The following is a 15,244-nucleotide window of genomic DNA, read 5'->3' on the forward strand; positions in this document are numbered from 1 at the left end:
AATGCGGTTCAGCCGTTTTGTTGCTCTGCATCAACGACTGGAATACGCCAGAGGAAAACCAGTAACCCGCAGAGAATCGCCAGCAGCAGCAGCCGAACCCATAACATATCGACCAACCACAGCGAAACGCCAAAGGTCAGTAAAATCACGATAATTGCCCGCGGTTTAGCCCCCGGCGGCATGGCTTTATAGCGCTGCCAGTGACGTAAATAGCCGCCAAACCAGGAACGATACAGCAACCAATTATGAAAGCGCGGCGAAGAGCGCGCAAAGCACCAGGCGGCAAGCAGAATAAACGGTGTGGTCGGCAACAGGGGCAATACCACGCCAATGGTGCCAAGGGCTACCGCCAGCCAGCCAATAATGATTAAAATAGTACGCTGCATAATGCGAATCGTTATCAAATGAGTCTGCTACTCTAGCATAGCTGATAACCTTCAAGGGGAGAATCCGGTGAAAACGGCGCGGCTTTTACAAACGCTGGAACAACAGCTTACACGGCTTCAGACGCAGATTACGCCGCTGGCAGCCCATGCCACCCTGAGCGCGCGCTTTGACCGTCAGCTTTTCCAGACCCGCAGCACCAAAATGCAGGCCTACCTCGACGAAGCGTATGCCCATTTTGAAGAGCTAAAACATGCCGTGGAACAACAGCAATTGCCGCAGGTGGCCTGGCTAGCTGAACGCCTGGCAGCCCAGATTGAGGCCATCAGCCGCGAAAGTGAAGCCTGGTCGCTGCGCGTTTGGGATAGCCCCTCGCCCGGCCTGCGTCGCTGGCAGCGCAAACGGCTGGAAACCCAGGATTTTGAACGCCGTCTGTTGGAAATGAAGCAGCAGCGTCAGCAACAGTACCAACAGGCGACAACGCTTGAGGATCAGCAGCGTCTTGCCCGTGAAATCACCGCCTTTGATGGCCGCCTCACCCGCTGCCGCGAAGCGCTGGAAGACATTGAACGCATACTCGCGCGCATCACGCGCTAATAAGGAGAAGCTATGTCGCTGGAAAGCGCCCCTGATGATGTCAAACTGGCTGTGGATCTGATTGAACTGCTGGAGAGCAACGAAATTGCCCCGGAAATAGTGCTGAGCGCGCTGGAGATGGTGCGCAACGATTACATCAATAAGCTAAAAAAGGCGGAGGGCGGCGCGTAAAACGCAAAACGATGGACTGCATCACCGTCATCACCGTGATGCCGGACAACGAAATAATAGCCCATCAGCGCATGGCGATGCTGGAGCTGTTGTGTAAGTACATTCGCCAGCGCGATCTGACCTCTTTACAAGAACAGCTGGGTGTCTTACTGATAGAGAATTGGCTCACGCCCTCACAGTTGGAAGCGCTGGGTCGGCGCGATGAAGCGCAGAAGATTGCGCGAAACATGCTGAATGCCGGACTCTCCGCCGCGCTAGTTCAACAATTGACCGGATTAAACGCCAACGACCTTGCGGCGCAGGCTGAATAAATTAGGGCGGCTTCCGCCGCCCTTAATGCTTTAATCCGCGACCAAATCCTGGCCGTCGGTTTTAGCGTCGCGCTTCACTTCCGTCACCACATCCCCCTTCTCATTGTGCAGGTGCACTTCGAGCTGGTTGAAGGCGATATTGATGTCGTTTTCGCGACACAGGCGATCGATAGTCCGGTTTAGTTCATCCACGGTATAGCTACGGTCACGCAGTTCGCGCACGTACAGACGCAGTTCGTGATCCAGCGTGCTGGCGCCGAAGGTAGTAAAGAAGACTGACGGTTCCGGATCGTGCATCACTTTCGGGTGGCTCGTTGCCGCCTGCAGCAGCACTTTTTTCACCTTATCAAGATCCGAACCATAGGCTACACCAAGGCGGATCACCACGCGGGTAGTCGTATCGCTCAGCGACCAGTTGATCAGACGTTCGGTCACGAACGCTTTGTTCGGGATGATCACCTCTTTGCGGTCAAAGTCGGTGATGGTGGTTGCACGGATACGGATCTTGCTTACCGTGCCCGAGAAGGTACCAATGGTCACCGTGTCACCAATACGTACCGGGCGTTCAAACAGAATAATCAGGCCGGAGACGAAGTTACCGAAAATCTCCTGCAAACCAAAACCCAGACCAACCGACAGCGCGGCGGCAAGCCACTGCAGTTTATCCCACGACACCCCGAGCGAACCAAACACGGTCATCGCACCCACGGCGATAATCGCGTAGTTCAGAATCGTGGTAATCGCGTACGAAGCCCCCTGGCGCATATTGAGACGTGAAAGTACCAGCACTTCCAGCAGACCCGGTAAGTTGCGAATCAACGCCCAGGCCACCATCGAGGCGATAATGGCAAACAGCAGGCTGCCCATAGTGACATCTTTCACCACGCTGGCTCCCGCTTCGGTGCCGTTGTAATGCCAGAGCGTGATGCTGTCGAGATAGCTGAACACGGTGATTAAATCAGACCAGATAGCCCAGAACATCAGGCCAAACAGCGCGACCATCACCAGCATGGTAATACGCAGCGTCTGCTGGTTGATCTGCTCCAGCGCAATCGTCGGCTCTTCCTGCGGTTCGGCCCCTTCGGCCCCCTCTTTCACCAGATTCTGGCGACGGGCAACCGCACGACGATAGGCAATGCGGCGAGCCGCCACACTCAGACCGCGCAGCACCGTCTGGTACAGCAAATTCCAGAAAATAACCAGATAGACCGTTTCAATCCAGCGGCCTGAAAGACGCAGCGTGGTATAGAAGTAACCGGTCGCGGTCAACACCATCAGCCCTACCGGCACCAGCGACAGCACCGTCACCGTCAGCAGGCGCAGGCTGTGCGACTCTTTATCGCGCCAGCTTTCGCGACACATCGGCCACGTCAGCACCGCAATCACCAACAGGTTAAGCAGAATAACAAACTGCCCCAGCACGTCGTCCATCAAGTTGAGCGGGGAAAGTTCTGACACCACCGACCAGAAGTGCAGCGGCAGCAGCGCGATGCTGATGCGTACAATCTGGCGACGCCAGTGGCTGGTGAGCTGTTCCGGCATATTGAAGTGACGGACGGCGACGCCATTTTTCTCCAGCACTTTCCAGCACAGGCCGAAGACCAGCCAGTAAATCGCCATTTTCTTACTGAACGCCCACAGCAGCGCGCTGATATTGAGCTGCATGGTCAGCAAAATCAGGCCTATCGCCAGAATAATCAGCACCACCGGCAGCGCACGGATGAGATCGATGAGAATCGCCTTTGGCGTATGCAGTTGACTGTCGTTACGTAGATTGCCTACCTGATCGCCGAGCTTATCCTGGTAGCTACGCAGCCACTGTAGCCGCCAGCGAATCAGCCCGGCAATCAGCAGCAGCGGAAGCCCGGCGAGGAAAGCGATAAACACGGCAGGCCACGCTTTCTCCCAGTTCACGGTGATTTTCATCGATTTGAACTGGCTCTTCAGCGCTTCAGGGAACGATTTAATCCAGTCCCAGTCCATCGGGCGGTTGCTGTTCACCCAGAAGATTTGCTGGGTCAAAATCGATTTCAGGCTTTTGGAGACGCTCATCAACTGCTGCTGGTTAATCTGCAGGTTGATAGCCATCATCAACTGGTTACCCAGCTGTTTGTTGATCAGGTCCAGCATTTCGCGACGCGCGTCGACGATTTGCAGCAGCGCATCATGCACTTCGCTGTCGACTTCGTTGCTGTGCCCCTCTTCCAGTTTGGCGACAAAATCATCGCTCTGGAACAGGGTGTCGCGCTGTTGGTTAATCTCGAACTGCTCAAGACGCAGGTCGGCGATGCGAGTGGTCATATCTTCCAGCTCATCCGCCGACGGTAACGTCTGCTGCTGCTGATAAAGAATACGCGACAGCAGCAGGCTGCCCTTCAGCACCGCAATCTGTTCTTTGACGTTACGCTCGGACTGCAGCGCGCGGTCGAGCCAGGTTTTTACCTTAATATTCTGCTGTACCAGCTGGTTGCCGCTTTCGGTTGCGGTAATCAGTTTCTGGCTCAGTTGATGGTTTATCTCGAGCTCTTGCTTTACCAGCGGGTTGCCCTGGATACGGGCGGTCTCTTCCGGTGTGGCGTTCTCAGCGGCGGTTTTTTCCGACAGCATCAGACGCTTACTGTTTACCGCTTCCTGCAGCAGCTGAAGCTGATGCTCGAGACGGGTACTGTAGGCGGTCACGTAGTCGCGTTGCTTCTGCAGGGAGTCCTGCAATACCGTGTTGCCAGCCAGGCTCTTACGCTGAAGCTCAATCTCCGCGTCAAGCAGCGTTTTTTGCACCTGCAGCATCGTCTGCTGGGTAGGACGCAGGCCATCACCGACGGTGCTGCCATTCAAGCTGTTACGCACCTGCAGCAACTGCTGGGAGGCGGAGTTCATCGCATTCTGTACGCGCTCAGGCTGGGTTTGCAGGGAGACGAGCTGGCTGTTATAGGTTGCCAGGTCGTTTTGGGCATTCTGTAAATCATCCACCGCCTGGGACACGCGGGCTTCAAGCTGCCGCAGCGAAAGCGTGCTCAGCGTTTTACGCGTCTCATCATCATTATCGACATCGCTGATGTCATTCAGATTGTCAGTGGCCTGGCGCAGCTTAACAGGCGCCTGATCTATCTGCTTTTGCAGTTGGGTGCTTTCAGCCTTAACGCTGTCGATTTTATCGAGTAGCTGCAGCGTTTCGGTCAGATCCTGCTGAACCAGCTTTTCCTGAGGGGTCAGGTCCTTTTTGTTGTTCAACGCGTTAAGCTGATCCTGGACGTCAGTACGGTCAGGAATATCGGTGCCATTCAGCGCACGGGCTTGTACCGCGGCAATAGATAGCACAAAACAGACAGCAATAATGAGAAATGCAGAGATCGTGGCCCGAGGGCGGATGTTATGCAGCATAATCTTAACATGTGTGGTGGCTAAAGCCGGCGGCATGCCGGAGATAAATATCGGCGCAGAATAGCACTTCTGGCTACAGGCGAATAGCCGGGGCAGCCAGGATTATTCCTGGTAATCCTTATAACAAGGGAGGTCTTTTTCGCCGCGTAGCGTTGGACAAAATTGGTACATCTCAAGCAGGATAGCCACGTAGGATTCCGCCTCGGCCCGCAGGTCGAAGGAGTTCGGGGCAAACAGCCAGTTTTCCATCAGCCCGGAGATATAGCTGCGGGTTAAAATCGCCGCCCGGCGGCTTAACAAATTTGCCGGTAAAACCTTCGCACTGACACAGTCATTTAACGTCTGTTCAATCCGATCGTAACTTTCTAAACATAAATTACGCTGAGCCTGTTGCACTACGGCCATTTCACCGACAAACTCACATTTGTGAAAAATGATTTCCATCATCAGTCGTCGGCGCTCTTCGATAACTGTGGCAACTAGAATGTAAACGAGGATTTCTCTCAAAACTGAGAGTGGATCGCCGGGGAATTTTGCCCGATACTCAATTTCAAGATCGCCGATGCTGGACTCTGATAACGCCCAGATTTCATTAAAGAGATCCGACTTATCCTTAAAATGCCAGTAAATTGCCCCGCGCGTCACCCCTGCCGCTTTTGCAATCTCGGCGAGTGAGGTGGATGATACCCCCTGCTGTGAGAACAACCGTAGGGCGACATCCAGTATGTGCTGACGTGTAGCCAGTGCTTCTTCTTTGGTTTTTCGTGCCATAGGTCGGTGAATTTGCAGGGGTTAGATTTACATACATTTATGAATGTATGTACCATAGTATGACGATAATACAAACGCAGCAATGGGTTTGTGGACGCTTGTTCCATTGATCAATTTGAAATCGGACACTCGAGGTTTACATATGAACAAAAACAGAGGGTTAACGCCTCTGGCGGTCGTTCTGATGCTCTCAGGCAGCTTAGCGCTAACAGGATGTGACGACAAACCAGCTCAGCAAGGAGCGCAACACATGCCAGAGGTTGGCGTGGTGACGCTCAAATCTGAACCTCTTGTAATCACGACGGAACTGCCAGGCCGCACCAACGCCTATCGTGTCGCAGAAGTTCGCCCGCAGGTCAGCGGGATTATTCTGAAGCGCAACTTTATCGAAGGTGGCGACATCAAGGCGGGCGAGTCGCTCTATCAGATTGATCCGGCAACCTATCAGGCCTCTTATGAAAGCGCGAAAGGTGACTTAGCGAAAGCGGAAGCGGCTGCCAATATCGCCAAACTGACCGTGAATCGTTACTCCAAACTGCTGGGTACTCAGTACATCAGCCGTCAGGATTACGATACTGCCGTTGCGGATGCACAGCAGGCTAACGCAGCCGTTCTGGCAGCAAAAGCCGCCGTTGAAACCGCGCGAATCAACCTGGCCTACACCAAAGTGACTTCGCCTATCAGCGGACGCATTGGTAAATCTGCGGTCACCGAAGGGGCACTGGTCCAGAACGGTCAAGCGACCGCACTGGCTACCGTTCAGCAGCTTGACCCTATCTATGTTGATGTGACCCAGTCCAGCAATGATTTCCTGCGTCTGAAGCAGGAACTGGCAGACGGCAAACTGAAACAGGAAAACGGTAAAGCGAAAGTGGACCTGGTGACCAACGACGGTATCAAGTACCCGCAGAGCGGGACATTAGAATTCTCTGATGTCACCGTTGACCAGACCACCGGTTCTATCACGCTGCGCGCTATCTTCCCTAACCCTGACCATACGCTGCTGCCGGGCATGTTTGTTCGCGCACGTCTGGAAGAAGGGACTAACCCAACCGCGCTGCTGGTTCCTCAGCAGGGTGTGACCCGTACGCCGCGTGGCGATGCGAGCGCAATGGTTATTGGTGAAGGCGATAAAGTCGAAGTCCGTCAGATCGTTGCAAGCCAGGCGATTGGCGACAAGTGGCTGGTGACAGGTGGTTTGAAAGACGGCGATCGCGTGATTATCAGCGGTCTGCAAAAAGTGAAACCGGGCGTGCAGGTTAAAGCCCAGGAAGTCACTTCTGACGATAAACAGCAAGCTGCCGCTGGCACCGCTCAGTCAGAACAAACCAAGTCTTAACTTAAACAGGAGCCGTTAAGACATGCCTAATTTCTTTATCGATCGCCCCATATTTGCGTGGGTGATCGCCATCATTATCATGCTGGCTGGGGGGCTATCGATCCTCAAATTGCCGGTAGCGCAATATCCAACGATTGCGCCGCCAGCGATTTCGATCACGGCCATGTATCCCGGTGCTGACGCCGAAACGGTACAGAACACTGTCACTCAGGTTATCGAACAGAACATGAACGGTATCGATCACCTGATGTACATGTCCTCCAACGGCGACTCCACCGGTACCGCAACCATTACCCTGACCTTCGAATCCGGTACCGATCCGGACATCGCTCAGGTACAGGTACAGAACAAGCTCGCTCTGGCGACGCCGCTTCTGCCGCAGGAAGTTCAGCAGCAGGGTATCAGCGTTGAAAAAGCCTCCAGCAGCTTCCTGATGGTTGTTGGTGTTATCAACACCAACGGCACCATGAACCAGGACGATATTTCCGACTACGTTGCGGCCAACATGAAGGACGCCATCAGCCGTACTAGCGGCGTGGGCGACGTTCAGCTGTTCGGTTCTCAGTACGCAATGCGTATCTGGATGGACCCGAACAAACTGAATAACTTCCAGTTGACGCCGGTGGATGTTATCGCCGCGCTGAAAGCGCAGAACGCCCAGGTAGCAGCAGGTCAGTTAGGTGGTACGCCGCCAGTACCTGGCCAGCAGCTGAACGCCTCAATCGTGGCACAGACTCGTCTGACGAATACCGAAGAGTTTGGCAACATTCTGCTGAAGGTTAACCAGGATGGTTCGCAGGTTCGCCTGCGCGATGTGGCGAAAATTGAGCTCGGCGGCGAAAGCTATGACGTGGTAGCGAAGTTTAACGGTCAGCCGGCTTCCGGTCTGGGTATTAAACTGGCAACCGGCGCAAACGCCCTGGACACCGCGAATGCTATTCGTGCTGAACTGGCGAAAATGGAGCCGTTCTTCCCGTCAGGTCTGAAAATCGTTTACCCATACGACACCACGCCGTTCGTTAAGATCTCGATTCACGAAGTAGTGAAAACGCTGGTCGAAGCGATCATCCTGGTGTTCCTGGTGATGTATCTGTTCCTGCAGAACTTCCGTGCGACGCTGATCCCAACTATCGCGGTACCGGTGGTACTGCTCGGGACCTTTGCGGTACTTGCCGCGTTCGGCTTCTCGATAAACACCCTAACGATGTTCGGGATGGTGCTCGCCATCGGCCTTCTGGTGGATGACGCCATCGTGGTGGTCGAGAACGTTGAGCGTGTGATGGCCGAAGAGGGGCTGCCGCCGAAAGAAGCAACGCGTAAATCCATGGGCCAGATTCAGGGCGCACTGGTGGGTATCGCGATGGTGCTGTCAGCGGTATTTATCCCGATGGCCTTCTTCGGTGGTTCCACCGGGGCAATCTATCGCCAGTTCTCCATCACCATCGTTTCCGCGATGGCGCTGTCGGTACTGGTGGCGTTGATCCTGACGCCAGCGCTGTGTGCCACCATGCTGAAGCCAATTGCCAAAGGCAGCCACGGTTCTACCAAAGGCTTCTTCGGCTGGTTCAACAACATGTTCGAGAAGAGCACGCACCATTACACCGATAGCGTAGGCAACATTCTGCGCAGCACCGGTCGTTACCTGCTGCTGTATCTGATCATCGTTGTCGGCATGGCCTACCTGTTCGTGCGTCTGCCAAGCTCCTTCTTGCCGGACGAAGACCAGGGCGTATTCCTGAGCATGGCGCAGCTGCCTGCCGGTGCGACTCAGGAACGTACGCAGAAAGTGCTGGATGAGATGACCAACTACTATCTCACCAAAGAGAAGAACAACGTTGAATCCGTCTTTGCCGTAAACGGCTTCGGCTTCGCGGGTCGCGGCCAGAACACCGGTATCGCCTTCGTGTCGCTGAAAGACTGGAGTGAACGTCCGGGTGCCGAAAACAAAGTTGAAGCGATTACCGGTCGCGCGATGGGCTACTTCTCGACGATTAAAGATGCGATGGTGTTCGCCTTTAACCTGCCAGCTATCGTGGAACTGGGTACTGCTACCGGCTTCGACTTCCAGCTGATCGACCAGGCGGGTCTGGGCCATGAAAAACTGACTCAGGCGCGTAACCAGCTGTTTGGGATGATTGCCCAGCACCCTGACGTGCTGACCGGCGTGCGTCCTAATGGCCTGGAAGATACGCCGCAGTTCAAAGTTGATATCGACCAGGAAAAAGCGCAGGCACTGGGTGTTTCCATCAGCGACATCAACACCACGCTGGGTTCCGCCTGGGGTGGTAGCTACGTCAACGACTTCATCGACCGCGGTCGTGTGAAGAAGGTGTACCTGATGTCTGAAGCGAAATACCGTATGCTGCCGGAAGATATTGGCAAATGGTACGTTCGCGGCAGCGATGGCCAAATGGTACCGTTTTCCGCCTTCTCTACCTCACGTTGGGAATACGGTTCACCGCGTCTGGAACGTTACAACGGTCTGCCATCCATGGAAATCCTGGGTCAGGCGACTGAAGGTAAGAGTACCGGTGAAGCCATGAACCTGATGGAAGAGCTGGCGGGTAAACTGCCTGCGGGTATCGGCTACGACTGGACGGGGATGTCCTACCAGGAACGTCTGTCCGGTAACCAGGCCCCTGCCCTGTACGCCATCTCGCTGATTGTCGTCTTCCTGTGTCTGGCAGCGTTGTATGAGAGCTGGTCTATTCCGTTCTCGGTTATGCTGGTTGTTCCGCTGGGGGTGGTTGGTGCGCTGTTGGCGGCAACGCTTCGCGGGTTAACTAACGACGTTTACTTCCAGGTGGGCCTGTTGACCACCATTGGCCTGTCGGCGAAGAACGCGATATTGATCGTTGAATTCGCCAAAGACCTGATGGACAAAGAAGGCAAAGGGCTGATTGAAGCGACGCTGGAAGCCGTACGTATGCGTCTGCGTCCAATCCTGATGACCTCGCTGGCGTTTATCCTCGGTGTAATGCCACTGGTTATCAGCTCCGGCGCAGGCTCCGGTGCGCAGAACGCCGTTGGTACCGGCGTAATGGGTGGGATGGTGACAGCAACCGTTCTGGCCATCTTCTTCGTACCGGTGTTCTTCGTGGTTGTACGTCGTCGTTTCAGCCGTAAAAACGAAGACCTCGAGCACAGCCATAAGGTAGAGCATCACTAAAGCTATGCTATCGAAAGGGCCGCTATTGCGGCCCTTTTTTTATCCCTACGTCGGCAGTCCTGGTGTCTGTTTTTTAATCAACTATAAAAAATAGATATTGAGGTTAACCTATATATTAAAATATAGTCCCCTCTCCTATCTCGCTTTATTGAGATTTGTCTTTAATTCATTTTGAATAATCTGCAGTACTCCCGGCGATAGAAGTGAATTAAGAATAATCCTATAATATTTAATCGAACGACATCGCTGCACCAGCGGTCTAAGTCTATGAATGTTATCTTTATCATGCGAAAGTATGATAGAGCGGGGGCTTATGCCCACCCTGCCCGGCCATTGCTTATAAAAAAACTAACCATTTGAGACTTAATTGTAATTTTTCGTAATAGCTCGGTGAAATCTTTTGCGGAGTAGATTATAGTTACTGCAGATCGGGAACACGTGCATGTTTCAGGTTAACCAGTAGTACCCATCCCACACCGGTATTTGTTACTCGTTGTTTGAACTGCAATCAGGGGGATGCGTTATGGACGAATACTCACCAAAAAGACACGATATCGCACAGCTTAAGTTTCTTTGTGAAACCCTGTATCATGACTGTCTTGTCACGCTTGAAGAGAGCAACCATGGTTGGGTAAATGACCCTACCTCGGCGGTTAACCTGCAGCTTAATGAGCTGATTGAACATATTGCAACGTTTGCACTTAATTATAAAATTAAGTACGACGAAGATAATAAACTGATTGCGCAGATCGACGAATATCTGGATGATACTTTCATGTTGTTCGGTAACTACGGCATTAATAGCAGCGACCTACAAAAATGGCGTAAGTCAGGGAACAAACTTTTCCGCTGTTTCGTCAACGCTAGCCGAGCGAACCCTGTTAGCCTCTCTTGTTAAAATTATTACAATCAATGGGTGAATTATGTCTGATAAACCATTAACTAAAACTGATTATTTGATGCGCCTACGACGCTGTCAGTCAATTGATACGTTAGAGCGCGTCATTGAAAAAAATAAATATGAACTGTCCGATAATGAACTGGCGGTATTTTACTCAGCGGCCGATCATCGTCTTGCTGAATTGACCATGAATAAACTGTACGACAAAATTCCTTCAACCGTCTGGAAGTATATTCGTTAATTTTTATTCATTTACAGGCACGTACCCCACTCCGTGTATTTTGTCGAATCTCTGTGATTTGTATCACAATGATGAATAGGGAACGTTCCCAAATCTTTGGTCGCCTTTTATGGTGATGGCTTCCCGTACAGGAGGCCCTATGAGTGAAGAAAAACGTAAGATGATTGCGGGTGAATATTATCGCCCTGCTGATGACACGCTGAGAATGGACCGGCTACGCGCCCGGCACCTTATTCATCGGTATAACCATACCGGGCCGGACGAGAAATCCGAACGGGCAGCGTTGTTGACGGAACTATTAGGCAAAACCCACGATGCCTATATTGAACCGACATTCCGCTGCGACTACGGTTACAATATCCATCTCGGTACCAACTTCTACGCTAATTTCGACTGCGTGATGCTCGATGTCTGCCCAATTTATATCGGCGATAACTGTATGCTAGCCCCCGGCGTCCATATCTACACCGCCACCCATCCGCTTGATGCGGCCGAACGTAACAGCGGCATTGAATACGGCAAACCGGTGAAGATCGGTCATAACGTTTGGATTGGCGGGCGGGCAGTCATTAATCCCGGCGTGATCGTTGGTGATAACGCGGTCATTGCTTCCGGAGCTGTTGTGGTTAAAGATGTGCCGGCAAATGCCGTCGTCGGCGGTAATCCCGCTAAAGTCATCAAAATGCTGGCCTGATAACAGACGCGGACTGTTATGCTTTTTTGCAACCGATCTGTTACTTTCTGTATTGATTGACGCAACATACAATAGGCTATTCCGCCCTTCGTTGCCGAGCAAAAGATGTCAGAGATCCAGCGATTACTCACGCAAACCATTGATGAACTAAACGTGACTGAAAAGCGCGACAACCGGCCGCGCTTTAGCATCAGCTTTATCCGCAATCACCCTGGCCTATTCATCGCCATGTACCTTGCGTTCTTCGCGACGCTCGTAGTGATGATGCGCTCTGAAACCCTGGCCGATACCGTCTGGCTGCTATGGCTGCTGTTTGCACTGCTGAACGGCTTCTTCTTTTTTGATGTCTATCCGCGCTATCGCTACGAAGATATCGACGTCCTGGATTTCCGCGTCTGCTACAACGGCGAGTGGTACAACACCCGTTTTGTCCCCAAACAGCTTGTCGAGCGGATCCTGAACTCCTCCCGCGTAGATGGCCAGGCGAAGGCCCAGCTACAGAAAATGGTCTCAACCAAGGGCGAACTGTCGTTCTACGATGTCTTCACCCTTGCCCGCGCCGAAGCGGCACAATAAGTCGCTGTAGCGTCCGTATCGCCGTCGTAAACTGCGATGCGGACGTATTCCCGTAGCCCAGCACCAGCCCGGTACGCGCCTGTTGGCGGTTAAGATAAAAGCTGCTGAGCGCACTGGGCGCCATCTGATGCAACCGCGCCTGACGCACCAGCGCCACATCATCAATCCCGTCAATAGCTACCGTCATATGTAGCCCCCCTTCTCCTGCCATCAGTTGATGCGGAACGGTGAGTTCCTGTTCCAGCGCATCGTGCAACTGTGCCTGGCGTTTGCGATAAAGGCGACGCATCGCCGCCAGATGGCGCGCATAGTGCCCCTCTTCAATAAAACAGGCCAGTGCACGCTGCTCGGCACGGTGCCCACCGCGAAGCAGTGCACGTATGGCAGGCTGCGCCGCCTCAACCAGCATTGATGGCAAGACCATAAACCCAATGCGTAGCGACGGGAACAGCGTCTTACTGAAGGTACCCAGATAGACCACCGGGGCGTTATCGACCATTCCGCGCATCGCCGGAATCGGTTCGCCGCTGAAACGAAATTCGCTGTCATAGTCATCCTCAACGATCCACGTCCCATGCTGACGGGCATAGTCCAGCAGCGCAAGGCGCCGCGTCGCGCTCAGCACGCTACCAATGGGATACTGGTGAGATGGGGAGGTAAAGATTAGCGTCGGTGGCGGCAGATTGACGGCAATCTGCATACCTTCTTCATCCACCGGTACCGTTTCCAGCGCTAACCCCGCCGCCAAGAATGCGCTTTTGGCACCAAAATAACCCGGTTCTTCAACCCAGGCGGTTTGCCCCGGTTCGCTAAGCAACTGCGTGCACAGGTTTACACCCTCCAGCGCCCCTTCGGTGATGACAATTTGCCGGGCATCGCAGTCGATACCGCGCGATAACGCAAGATGGCGGGCTATCGCCACCCGCAACGGCCACTCACCTGCCGCATCGCCATAACCGAGCAGCGAACTCCCCTCTTCACGCAAGACGCGGTCAAGCAATCGTCGCCAGAGCGGCAAGGGAAAATAGTTAATGGCCGGTGTGCCGGGGGTGAACAACAATGGCGGCGTATCGCGCGGCATCACCTGCGGCAGTCGTTGTAACCGTGACGGAAGCTTAACGGGCTCTGGTATCGGCGCCTCGTGGCATTCCGGCTGCGGTAGCGCGGCCACCCGCGAACCCCGACGATCTCGCCGCAGGTATCCTTCCATTGCCAACTGCTCCAGCGCAGCATTGACCGTATTACGCGATACCTGCAGCCGCTCGGCAATCGCCCGCGAGCCAGGCAGCCAACTCTGCGCCTGAAGTTGCCCCTGCATAATGGCCTCTCTCAGCGCAGCATACAGGCTCCGCTGAAGCGTCTCTGTTCCACGCGCCTGTAGCGAGCTGGAAAGCAGGGCAAAAAAGGGATCGTCAGGAATATTCATCTCAGCTCCTCGTGGTACCATCAAAAGATAACCTGGTGGCACTTCTTATGGAACCAGTAAACCCCTACGCTCAGCGTATTGTTTATTTCCCCTAAGGAGAGGTTATGAGTCAGCTTAATCAATTTGGTCAGTTAATTGGCGATGCCCTGCCGGACTGGCAGCCACGTCCGCTTCCTGAGCGCGTGGTGCTGGAAGGGCAGTTTTGCCGCCTTGAACCACTGAGCCTTCTGCACGTCGATGCGCTGTTCGCCGCTCACCAGCAGGCAACTGACACCCGTAACTGGACGTGGTTACTGCGCGAGCCGGAAAGTTCGGTAGAGGAATATCGCCAGTGGGTAGCTAGCGTGGAAAACCTGCAGGACCCAATGCATTTTGCGGTCATCGACAAGAAAACCAATCTGCCGGTGGGTTCGCTGGCATTAATGCGCATCGACCCAAATCATGGGGTGATGGAAGTCGGCCACGTCCACTTCTCACCGCTGTTGAGCAGAACGCCCGCATCTACAGAAGCCCAATGGCTGCTAATGCGCTATGCGTTCGATACTCTGGGCTACCGTCGCTATGAGTGGAAATGCAATAGCTTCAACGAACCCTCACGCAAGGCCGCGCTGCGCTTAGGTTTCCAGTTTGAAGGCCATTTTCGCCAGGCGCTGGTGATTAAAGGCCATAACCGCGATACCGACTGGTTTTCAATTATCGACGGTGAGTGGCCTGCGCTGAATGCCGCCTTCCAGAAATGGCTTGCCGCCGACAATTTTACCGCCGACGGCAAGCAACGCCACTCCCTGGAGTCTCTGCGACAGGTATCCGCTTAACGACGCTTTTTACGCCCCTGAACGGCCTTAAAGCGAGGGTTTGACTTGCAGATAACGTACAGTCGCCCTTTGCGTTTCACAATCTGGCAATCCGGGTGGCGCTGTTTGGCGCTGCGCAATGAGTTAAGTACCTGCATCATGAACCTCTTTTCACGTCAAGAAAGCGACCAAAACGCTGGCTAAAGCGCGCCACGCTACCCTCGGTAGAGGCCGTTCTCTGTTTCCCGGTGTAGTACGGGTGCGATTTAGACGACACGTCAATGGTGACATACGGATATGTCACCCCTTCCAGCTCAATCTCCCGGTCGGTTTTAATGGTCGAACCCACTTTGAAATACTCGTTGGCACTGGTGTCATGAAACACCACGGTGCGGTAATGGGGATGGATATTGGCTTTCATCTGACCCTCGATATCATATGTTATAACATAACAATTACGATACGCCGCAAAACCGAGCTTTGCAACCC

Annotated in this window: 16 protein-coding genes; 10 read left to right on the forward strand and 6 right to left on the reverse strand. The window is 53.6% G+C overall.

Annotated features, from left to right (window positions below; genetic code table 11):
* Window positions 1-8: 8 nt before the first annotated feature.
* On the reverse strand, window positions 9-386 hold the full coding sequence (locus tag ACLGE8_RS02700) for a DUF454 family protein (protein ID WP_410996243.1): 378 nt from the start codon (window positions 384-386) through the stop codon (window positions 9-11).
* A gap of 67 nt (window positions 387-453) precedes the next feature.
* On the opposite strand from ACLGE8_RS02700, the gene priC reads away from it, so the two are divergent.
* Genes priC through ACLGE8_RS02715 form a run of 3 tightly spaced genes read left to right on the forward strand, consistent with a single transcriptional unit; the run spans window position 454 to window position 1,463 of the window.
* On the forward strand, window positions 454-981 hold the full coding sequence (priC, locus tag ACLGE8_RS02705) for a primosomal replication protein N'' (RefSeq protein WP_410996245.1): 528 nt from the start codon (window positions 454-456) through the stop codon (window positions 979-981).
* Window positions 982-993: 12 nt separating this feature from the next.
* Entirely contained in the window at window positions 994-1,152 is a 159-nt protein-coding gene (rsmS, locus tag ACLGE8_RS02710) for a pleiotropic regulatory protein RsmS (RefSeq protein WP_410996247.1), read from the forward strand.
* A gap of 11 nt (window positions 1,153-1,163) precedes the next feature.
* The gene (locus ACLGE8_RS02715; protein ID WP_410996249.1) at window positions 1,164-1,463 is read left to right on the forward strand and encodes an Rpn family recombination-promoting nuclease/putative transposase; all 300 of its coding nucleotides are present in this window, start codon (window positions 1,164-1,166) and stop codon (window positions 1,461-1,463) included.
* A 30-nt stretch (window positions 1,464-1,493) separates the two neighbouring features.
* Here the strand turns inward: ACLGE8_RS02715 and mscK are convergent, their stop codons facing one another.
* Both mscK and acrR read right to left on the reverse strand, forming a co-directional pair.
* Window positions 1,494-4,844, reverse strand: coding sequence for a mechanosensitive channel MscK (gene mscK, locus ACLGE8_RS02720; protein WP_410996251.1), 3,351 nt, complete (start codon window positions 4,842-4,844; stop codon window positions 1,494-1,496).
* 102 nt (window positions 4,845-4,946) lie between these two features.
* Window positions 4,947-5,615, reverse strand: coding sequence for a multidrug efflux transporter transcriptional repressor AcrR (gene acrR, locus ACLGE8_RS02725; protein WP_410996253.1), 669 nt, complete (start codon window positions 5,613-5,615; stop codon window positions 4,947-4,949).
* A gap of 142 nt (window positions 5,616-5,757) precedes the next feature.
* Here acrR and acrA point away from each other — a divergent pair, with 142 nt between their 5' ends.
* The 6 genes from acrA (at window position 5,758) to ACLGE8_RS02755 (ending at window position 12,535) form a co-directional block, all read left to right on the forward strand.
* Window positions 5,758-6,954, forward strand: coding sequence for a multidrug efflux RND transporter periplasmic adaptor subunit AcrA (gene acrA / locus ACLGE8_RS02730; protein WP_410996255.1), 1,197 nt, complete (start codon window positions 5,758-5,760; stop codon window positions 6,952-6,954).
* Between the two features lie 22 nt (window positions 6,955-6,976).
* Entirely contained in the window at window positions 6,977-10,123 is a 3,147-nt protein-coding gene (gene acrB / locus ACLGE8_RS02735) for a multidrug efflux RND transporter permease subunit AcrB (protein WP_410996257.1), read from the forward strand.
* A gap of 523 nt (window positions 10,124-10,646) precedes the next feature.
* The gene (tomB, locus tag ACLGE8_RS02740; RefSeq protein ID WP_185667108.1) at window positions 10,647-11,021 is read left to right on the forward strand and encodes an Hha toxicity modulator TomB; all 375 of its coding nucleotides are present in this window, start codon (window positions 10,647-10,649) and stop codon (window positions 11,019-11,021) included.
* 25 nt (window positions 11,022-11,046) lie between these two features.
* Window positions 11,047-11,265: an HHA domain-containing protein gene (locus tag ACLGE8_RS02745; RefSeq protein ID WP_064547995.1), complete on the forward strand. Its 219-nt coding sequence runs from the start codon at window positions 11,047-11,049 to the stop codon at window positions 11,263-11,265.
* Window positions 11,266-11,404: 139 nt separating this feature from the next.
* Window positions 11,405-11,959, forward strand: a complete 555-nt coding sequence (maa, locus tag ACLGE8_RS02750) for a maltose O-acetyltransferase (protein ID WP_410996259.1) — start codon at window positions 11,405-11,407, stop codon at window positions 11,957-11,959.
* Between the two features lie 105 nt (window positions 11,960-12,064).
* Window positions 12,065-12,535 (forward strand): YlaC family protein, encoded by a 471-nt coding sequence (locus ACLGE8_RS02755; RefSeq protein WP_410996261.1) that lies wholly within the window; start codon window positions 12,065-12,067, stop codon window positions 12,533-12,535.
* Here ACLGE8_RS02755 and ACLGE8_RS02760 read toward each other — a convergent pair.
* The gene (locus tag ACLGE8_RS02760; protein ID WP_410996262.1) at window positions 12,504-13,961 is read right to left on the reverse strand and encodes a PLP-dependent aminotransferase family protein; all 1,458 of its coding nucleotides are present in this window, start codon (window positions 13,959-13,961) and stop codon (window positions 12,504-12,506) included. The genes ACLGE8_RS02755 and ACLGE8_RS02760 overlap by 32 nt on opposite strands.
* A gap of 104 nt (window positions 13,962-14,065) precedes the next feature.
* Between ACLGE8_RS02760 and ACLGE8_RS02765 the strand changes: the two genes are divergently transcribed.
* A complete protein-coding gene (locus tag ACLGE8_RS02765; protein WP_410996264.1) occupies window positions 14,066-14,776 on the forward strand; it encodes a GNAT family N-acetyltransferase in 711 nt (236 codons plus the stop codon).
* Here ACLGE8_RS02765 and ykgO read toward each other — a convergent pair.
* The gene (gene ykgO, locus ACLGE8_RS02770; RefSeq protein WP_003859006.1) at window positions 14,773-14,913 is read right to left on the reverse strand and encodes a type B 50S ribosomal protein L36; all 141 of its coding nucleotides are present in this window, start codon (window positions 14,911-14,913) and stop codon (window positions 14,773-14,775) included. The two genes, ACLGE8_RS02765 and ykgO, sit on opposite strands and share 4 nt — an antisense overlap.
* Complete coding sequence (locus ACLGE8_RS02775) at window positions 14,913-15,176, reverse strand: type B 50S ribosomal protein L31 (RefSeq protein ID WP_410996266.1); 264 nt, start codon at window positions 15,174-15,176, stop codon at window positions 14,913-14,915. Before ACLGE8_RS02775 ends, ykgO begins: the two co-directional genes overlap by 1 nt.
* Window positions 15,177-15,244: the final 68 nt, after the last annotated feature.

The sequence above is a fragment of the Kluyvera sp. 142486 genome, from assembly GCF_046569695.1.
GTDB lineage: Bacteria > Pseudomonadota > Gammaproteobacteria > Enterobacterales > Enterobacteriaceae > Kluyvera.

What these genes read in the sequence shown, in the direction of transcription:
- ACLGE8_RS02700 (WP_410996243.1), bottom strand. Translation starts at nt 386, where the DNA reads ATGCAGCGTACTATTTTAATCATTATTGGCTGGCTGGCGGTAGCCCTT.
- rsmS (WP_410996247.1), top strand. Translation starts at nt 994, where the DNA reads ATGTCGCTGGAAAGCGCCCCTGATGATGTCAAACTGGCTGTGGATCTG.
- ACLGE8_RS02715 (WP_410996249.1), top strand. Translation starts at nt 1,164, where the DNA reads ATGGACTGCATCACCGTCATCACCGTGATGCCGGACAACGAAATAATA.
- mscK (WP_410996251.1), bottom strand. Translation starts at nt 4,844, where the DNA reads ATGCTGCATAACATCCGCCCTCGGGCCACGATCTCTGCATTTCTCATT.
- acrR (WP_410996253.1), bottom strand. Translation starts at nt 5,615, where the DNA reads ATGGCACGAAAAACCAAAGAAGAAGCACTGGCTACACGTCAGCACATA.
- acrA (WP_410996255.1), top strand. Translation starts at nt 5,758, where the DNA reads ATGAACAAAAACAGAGGGTTAACGCCTCTGGCGGTCGTTCTGATGCTC.
- acrB (WP_410996257.1), top strand. Translation starts at nt 6,977, where the DNA reads ATGCCTAATTTCTTTATCGATCGCCCCATATTTGCGTGGGTGATCGCC.
- tomB (WP_185667108.1), top strand. Translation starts at nt 10,647, where the DNA reads ATGGACGAATACTCACCAAAAAGACACGATATCGCACAGCTTAAGTTT.
- ACLGE8_RS02745 (WP_064547995.1), top strand. Translation starts at nt 11,047, where the DNA reads ATGTCTGATAAACCATTAACTAAAACTGATTATTTGATGCGCCTACGA.
- maa (WP_410996259.1), top strand. Translation starts at nt 11,405, where the DNA reads ATGAGTGAAGAAAAACGTAAGATGATTGCGGGTGAATATTATCGCCCT.
- ACLGE8_RS02755 (WP_410996261.1), top strand. Translation starts at nt 12,065, where the DNA reads ATGTCAGAGATCCAGCGATTACTCACGCAAACCATTGATGAACTAAAC.
- ACLGE8_RS02760 (WP_410996262.1), bottom strand. Translation starts at nt 13,961, where the DNA reads ATGAATATTCCTGACGATCCCTTTTTTGCCCTGCTTTCCAGCTCGCTA.
- ACLGE8_RS02765 (WP_410996264.1), top strand. Translation starts at nt 14,066, where the DNA reads ATGAGTCAGCTTAATCAATTTGGTCAGTTAATTGGCGATGCCCTGCCG.
- ykgO (WP_003859006.1), bottom strand. Translation starts at nt 14,913, where the DNA reads ATGCAGGTACTTAACTCATTGCGCAGCGCCAAACAGCGCCACCCGGAT.
- ACLGE8_RS02775 (WP_410996266.1), bottom strand. Translation starts at nt 15,176, where the DNA reads ATGAAAGCCAATATCCATCCCCATTACCGCACCGTGGTGTTTCATGAC.